General features: G+C 69.9%; 6 protein-coding genes and 1 pseudogene. 4 read left to right on the plus strand and 3 right to left on the minus strand.

Translation table 11 applies throughout. The annotated features are described in order from the left end of the window. The 3 genes and pseudogenes from I0Q12_RS05815 to I0Q12_RS05825 all read left to right on the plus strand — a co-directional run. On the plus strand, positions 1-414 hold a 414-nt coding region (locus tag I0Q12_RS05815), incomplete at its 5' end, for a thiamine pyrophosphate-dependent enzyme (protein WP_231610092.1). 18 nt (positions 415-432) lie between these two features. Further along, positions 433-1,088 (plus strand): annotated as a pseudogene (locus I0Q12_RS05820) (SRPBCC family protein). A 7-nt stretch (positions 1,089-1,095) separates the two neighbouring features. Next, complete coding sequence (locus I0Q12_RS05825) at positions 1,096-2,109, plus strand: 3-oxoacyl-ACP synthase III family protein (RefSeq protein ID WP_197251040.1); 1,014 nt, start codon at positions 1,096-1,098, stop codon at positions 2,107-2,109. Positions 2,110-2,127: 18 nt separating this feature from the next. Here I0Q12_RS05825 and I0Q12_RS05830 read toward each other — a convergent pair whose 3' ends face one another. Further along, positions 2,128-2,739 (minus strand): iron transporter, encoded by a 612-nt coding sequence (locus tag I0Q12_RS05830; protein ID WP_231610093.1) that lies wholly within the window; start codon positions 2,737-2,739, stop codon positions 2,128-2,130. A gap of 155 nt (positions 2,740-2,894) precedes the next feature. Here I0Q12_RS05830 and I0Q12_RS05835 point away from each other — a divergent pair, with 155 nt between their 5' ends. Next, a complete protein-coding gene (locus I0Q12_RS05835) occupies positions 2,895-3,527 on the plus strand; it encodes a pyridoxamine 5'-phosphate oxidase family protein (RefSeq protein ID WP_197251041.1) in 633 nt (210 codons plus the stop codon). A gap of 123 nt (positions 3,528-3,650) precedes the next feature. Here the strand turns inward: I0Q12_RS05835 and I0Q12_RS05840 are convergent, their stop codons facing one another. Further along, positions 3,651-5,159 carry a YdiU family protein gene (locus tag I0Q12_RS05840; RefSeq protein ID WP_197251042.1) on the minus strand — a complete coding sequence of 503 codons (1,509 nt, stop codon included), beginning with the start codon at positions 5,157-5,159 and terminating at the stop codon, positions 3,651-3,653. A 48-nt stretch (positions 5,160-5,207) separates the two neighbouring features. Next, a partial coding sequence (locus tag I0Q12_RS32090) for an alpha/beta fold hydrolase (RefSeq protein WP_231610094.1) occupies positions 5,208-5,615 on the minus strand: 408 nt, incomplete at its 5' end.

Genomic DNA, 5,615 nt, shown 5'->3' on the forward strand with positions numbered 1-5,615 from the left:
GGCGGGATGGGCTACAGCTTCGGCGCGGCGATCGGCTCCGCGTTCGCCCGGCAGCGGCGGACCTTCGTCATCGCCGGCGACGGCGCCTTCTTCATGCACGGGATGGAAATCCACACGGCGCTCGAATATCGGCTGCCGGTCACCTTCGTGGTGTTCAACAACAACGCCCACGCCATGTGCGTGACCCGCGAGCAGCTGTTCTACGGGAATCGGTACAGCTTCAACCGGTTCCGGCCGTCCCGGATCGCCGAGGGCGTCGCGGCGATGTTCCCGTCGATGCCCGCCTATCCGGCCGGGACCGTCGACCAGCTCTTCGACGCGCTCGAGCTCGCGACCTCGGCGAGCGGCCCGTCGTTCATCGCCGTGGACTGCGACCCCGACGAGATCCCCCCGTTCCTGCCCTTCCTGCAATGAGCCTCGAGGAGGACCACCGTGACCGTCCCGCTTCCCGCCCTCGCGGACATCCCGAGCGGCGAGCTGCCCGGGGTGCTGCGGATCGAAACCTCCGACCGCGAGACGACGACCCCGATCATCCTGGACATGCTGCGGTCGGTGTATCCGCACGACCGGATCTTCGGCGACTACTGCACCGTCAACGGCTACATCGCGGCGCCGCCGCGCGAGGTGTACCGGTACCTGTCGGACACCCGCAGCCTCGAGGAATGGACGTACAGCCTGCGCGACTTCACGCCCACCGAAACGCCCGGGCTGTGGTCGGCGCACGACCGACTCGGCTCCACACCACCATCTACACCCGCACCGTGGCGAACCCGGACGCGATGACCGTCGACTACCACTGCGCCTGGGATCAGGCCCGGCACCTGTGGATGATCTACCTGCTGCGGGTGGTCGACGCGCAGACGGTATTCGACAAGCCCGGATCGGTGGTGCTGTGGACCAACTGCCACCACCCGTTCTACGACCGCAACCCGTATCCGGAGACCGCGCCGGCGGGCCGCAAGGTCTGGGTCGGGGACTTCTGGGACATGTTCGCCGCCGGCCACCGGCTGGAACTGGACAACCTCACCGCCCTGTGCGAGTACCGGGCCCGCCACGGCCTGCCGATCACCCCGGCGTGGATGAGGTGAGCACGGCATGGTCACGGTCAGCCTGCTCGACGTCGCGAGCTACCTGCCCGGCCCGCCGATCGGCACGGAGTTCTTCACCCGGTTCTCGCGGTCGGACCGGATGGCCCGCAACGTCATGTTCCGCGCCCCCACCCACCGCCATCACGTGGCCGACGGGGAATCCGCCGTCGACATGGCCGAACGCGCCGTCGCTCCGCTGATCGAACGCCACGGCCGCGCGGCGGTCACCGGCGTGGATGTGCTGCTCACGCACACCCAACTGCCGGACCTGCCCGTGTGCGGGTGCGGGGCGGAGCTGGCACGCCGGCTGGGCATGACGCCGCGGTGGATCCTCGACGTGCACAACGGGGGCTGCGCGGCGTTCGTGCACATGATCGAACTCGCCCGGACCCTCCTGACCGGTACCGGGGCCGGTACGGCGCTGATCGTCGCGGTGCAGAACAGCGCCGGCCAGATCTTCACCCAGCCCGACGTGCGGTCGCTCGTGCAGGCCGCGGTCCCCGGGGACGGTTGCGGCGCCGCGCTGCTGGGAGTGTCGGAACGCGCGCCGATCCTCGGCATCGAGAGCCGGCATCATCCCGAGTACGCCGGGGACATGACCGCCGAGATCGACCCGCCCCGCAAATACTGGGCCCCCGGCACCGGGCAACTGCACATCGCCTTCACCGACGCGAAGATCACCGCCGTCTTCGCCCGCGGCAACCGGCTGGTCCCGGAGGTCGCGCTGGCGGTGTGCAATCGGATCGGCGTGAAGTCCACGGAGGTCGATACTTTCGTCACCAACCAACCCAACCGGTTGTTCCTGCGCAACTGGCGTGAGGCCCTCGAACTGGCCCCCGAGCGGCATCCCGACACCTTCGACGAGTGCGGCAACCTGTTCGGTGCGGCCCTCCCGGTCACCCTCGACGTCGAGAACCGGGCCGGCCGGATCCCGAACGGATCGCTGGTGCTGCTGGCCGGATTCGCGCACGCCGGTGACTACGCCGCCGCGGCGGCGATCCGGTGGGGCGCGGCGCCGTGAGTTTGTCGCGGCAGTGGGTCAGTTCGGCGGCGGGAGTTCGACATCGGTGAATTCGACGGTCGCCCCCTCGGTCAGCGGCGGGATCTCGCCGGCCTCGCCGTGCCGGAAGAACGTGGGCGCGCCGAGCGTGGCCCGCAGCGTGTAGGTGCCGGGATCGGGCACCACGAAGTTGTCGGCGTAGTGGAAGAACGTGGAGTAGTAGAAGTTCAACTGCTTCGAATCGACCACCTGAGCGTCGGCGCCGACGACCTCGAGGGTGATCGGCACCTCGGGCACGATCCGCCCGGTCGACGCCTCGAACGGGATTATCTCGATGTGGTAGTTCTCCCCCGGTGCCGGTTCCCGGAACTGCTGCTCGGCGCCGGCCGGTTCGTACCACGGTTCGGCGGCCTCGACGATGTACGCCACCCGCCAGGGACCCGAGGTGGTCTCGCCGCCCTCGGCGGCGATTTCCTCTTCCACGGTGGTGTACTGCTCGACGACACCGGCCGGGGCCGCGGCGTCGGCCGCTTCCGTCGTGGTGGCGGTGGTGGTCGAGTCGGCCTCGCTGCTGTCGCTGTCGCTGCAGCCCGCCAGGGCCAGAGCGCCGGCGGCACCCGCGGCCGCGAGAATTCGAGGGATCCGTCCCATCGGTTCCTCCTCGGAAGTGCCGGACCGGAGGGGCTCGAAGCAAGTGAGGCTAACCTAGCATCGCCGCGGGGGTGATCGTCGGGCTTTCCCGGAACCCGGTCGTCCGGGCCGATATTCGATTGTCCGGCGCCGTCGGCGCTGCTTGGATCGGGGCCATGAGCGAACGCACCCGGATCACCCGCAAACCGGACCGCGGCACCGACGATCGGACGGTCCTGCACAGGCTGCTCGACGACGCGCGGGTCGCGCACGTCGGGTTCGTCCGTCACGGATATCCGGTGGTGCTGCCGATGGCGTTCGGCCGGGACGGCAACCGTCTGTTCCTGCACGGGTCGACGGGCGCCGGCGCGTTCCTCGCCGCGCGCAGCGGCCTCGAGGTCTCGGTCGCCGTCACCCACCTCGACAGCCTGGTGTTCGCGCGCTCGACGTTCGACAGCAGCATGAACTACCGCAGCGCCGTCGTCTTCGGGGTCGCGACCCCGGTCCCCGGCGACGAGAAGGAAGTCGCGTTGCGGGCGGTCACCGAACATCTCATGCCGGGCAGGTGGGACGAGGTCCGTCCCCCGACCGTGAAGGAACTCGCGGCGACGACGGTGCTCGAACTTCCGTTGGACGAGGTGAGCGTGAAGGTCCGCGCCGCCGGGCCCGGCGAGTCCGCCGACGACGGGGAGGACCACAGCGTGTGGGCCGGGGTCGTCCCGCTGCGCACGGTCGCGGGTGTTCCGGAGCGGTCCCCGCTCACCGATTCCGCTGTGCCGCTGCCGGGCTCGGTCCGTTCGCTACTCTGACCCGCGGTGGCTGTGCACATCTTGTCGCTCCGCCTCGGCGTGTCACGACAGGATGTGCACAGTCGAACGCCCCCGTTCGGGGTACGACTCAGGACAGCACTGCACCGCTACCCTCGTCTCGGGTCACGTGCCGCAGAACGTCCGGAAGCTCTCGGTGAACGATCGCGGGGCGGGCTCGGTGTACTCGGCCCACTCGTCGCGGTGGTCGAACGGCTGCGTGACGACCTCGAGCAGCTTCTCGAAGGGCGCGAGGTCGCCGCCGGTCGCGGCTCGCAGGGCCGCGTCGAGCTGATGGTTGCGCGGGATGTAGAGCGGGTTCGCGCGGTCCATCGCGTCCGCCGCCTCCGCCGGTCCACGGCCCTTCTGCTGCAAGGCATTTCGCCAGCGTTCCAGCCACGGCCCGATGTGCTCGCGCGGTACGAGCCGGTCGAGCGGCGCCGGATCCCCACGCAGTTCGTCCGCGAGAGCGCGGAAGGTGCCCGTCCAGTCGGCGTCGTGGTCGGCCAGCAGGGTCAGCAGGTCGTCGATGAGCGCCCGATCCACGGACCCGCCCGTGAAGCCGAGTTTCGCGGCCATCCCCGCCGTGTAGTGGTTCTCGTACCGTTCGTCGAAGGTGTCGAGGACGGCGGTGACCGCGGCGATCGCGTCGTTCGGTTCTGAATCGACCAGTGCCAGCAGGGTTTCCGCGAAGCGCGCCAGATTCCACTTCAGGACGCGCGGCTGGTTCCCGAACGCATAGCGACCGGTGTGGTCGATGGAACTGAACACCGCCGCCGGGTCGAACCCGTCGAGGAAGGCGCACGGACCGTAGTCGATGGTCTCGCCGGAGATGGTCGTGTTGTCGGTGTTCATCACCCCGTGTATGAAGCCCACCAACATCCACCGCGCCACCAGCGACGCCTGCGCCTCGACCACCGCCTGGAAGAAGGCCAGGTACCGACCGTCCTCCCCCTGCTCCGGCAGGGAGGTGAGCTCCGGATAGTGGCGGGCGATCGCGTAGTCGGCGAGCGACTGCACGACCTCGCGCTGACGGACCGCGAACTCGAAGGTACCCACCCGCAGGTGACTGGACGCGACGCGCGCGAGCACGGCGCCGGGTTCGACGCCGTCACGGTAGACCGGCCGGCCGGTCGCCACCACCGACAGCGACCGGGTGGTGGGGATGCCGAGCGCATACATCGCTTCGCTGACCAGGTACTCGCGCAGCATCGGCCCGACCACCGCGAAGCCGTCGCCGCCGCGGGAGAACGGCGTGGGCCCCGAACCCTTCAGATGCAGATCCGCGCGCCGACCATCAGCGTCGACGAGTTCGCCGAGCAGCAACGCCCGTCCGTCCCCGAGGAGCGGGGCGTACCCACCGAACTGGTGACCGGCATAGGCCATCGCGACCGGCTTCGCCCCGACCGGGACCGCGGAGCCGGCCAGCACGGCGACGCCGTCGTCGGTTCGCAGGGAGGCCGCGTCCAACCCCAGCGACGCCGCGAGGTCCTCGTTGAGCACGAGCAGCTTCGGGTCGGGTACCTCGGCGCCCTGCCACGGCACTGCCAACCCGCCCATCTCGTCGACGAACGTGCTCTCGAGGCCGGACACCGCGGTGCTCGTGCCTGTCGGGAAATCCGGGATCGTCGCCATCCCCCGAGCCTAGCCACCCCGCCGTGCGGTGCGCCGCGCGCACGACCGTCAGGTCGGTGCATGTGCACCGAGGAAGTCGTCGATCGCCTGCACAACCTGCGCCGGCTGTTCGTCGTGGGGATTGTGCCCGGCGTGCTCGATGATCCGCAGCGTCGAGCCGGGGATGCCGGTCGCGAGCTCGTGTTGGCATGCCGGTGGGAAGACGAAGTCGTCGCGGCCGCCGAGAACCAAGGTGGGGACCCTGATCTCGCCGAGCCGGTCGAGGCCCGACCACCCCTTCATCAGGTGGCGACCGGCGAAGATGAGCGGCTCGGGCCGGGGTCGCGAGCGCCACGCTCCGGCGGCGAGTTCGCGCGCCAGGACGCCGAGACTGTAGTGGTGGAAGTACGCACGCCCGATCCGCGCGAAGATCGGGTAGTACTCACGCGGGGTGAACTCGCCCGTGAACCAGCGCCG

Source organism: Rhodococcus sp. CX (genome assembly GCF_015865005.1).
Lineage (GTDB): Bacteria > Actinomycetota > Actinomycetes > Mycobacteriales > Mycobacteriaceae > Rhodococcus.